Consider the following 318-nt stretch of genomic DNA (forward strand, 5'->3'; position numbering starts at 1 on the left):
TTTCGATTTCGGCTTCATCCGTTGCCTTTACGGTTTCTCGCTCGGCGCGTTGCTCGCCTGGTTTCAGCACGATTCCATTGCAGAGGCGCGACAGGCGCTTGGCGGCGGGGCAGGGCGCCTTGCCTGGACGCTGGCAGAGCTTGCGATGATCGTGGGGATTGCGCTGTTCGTCTCCTTTGCCGGCACCAACGACATTGGCGTTTTGGCGCCGGTCGTCTTCGCGCTGGCGCTTTATCTTTTCGCCCATGGGGGGGGCTGGCTGGTCTTGGTTTTGCGCAGCCGGCCGATGCTGTTGCTCGGCTCGCTCTCCTACTCGAT

1 pseudogene is annotated in these 318 nt (G+C 62.3%); it reads left to right on the forward strand.

Annotation, left to right across the window (positions count from 1 at the left end):
- Window positions 1-318: pseudogene (locus EN852_RS38050) on the forward strand (acyltransferase); the annotation flags it as partial.

It is taken from the genome of Mesorhizobium sp. M2E.F.Ca.ET.209.01.1.1, from assembly GCF_004010375.2.
Taxonomy (GTDB): Bacteria; Pseudomonadota; Alphaproteobacteria; order Rhizobiales; family Rhizobiaceae; genus Mesorhizobium.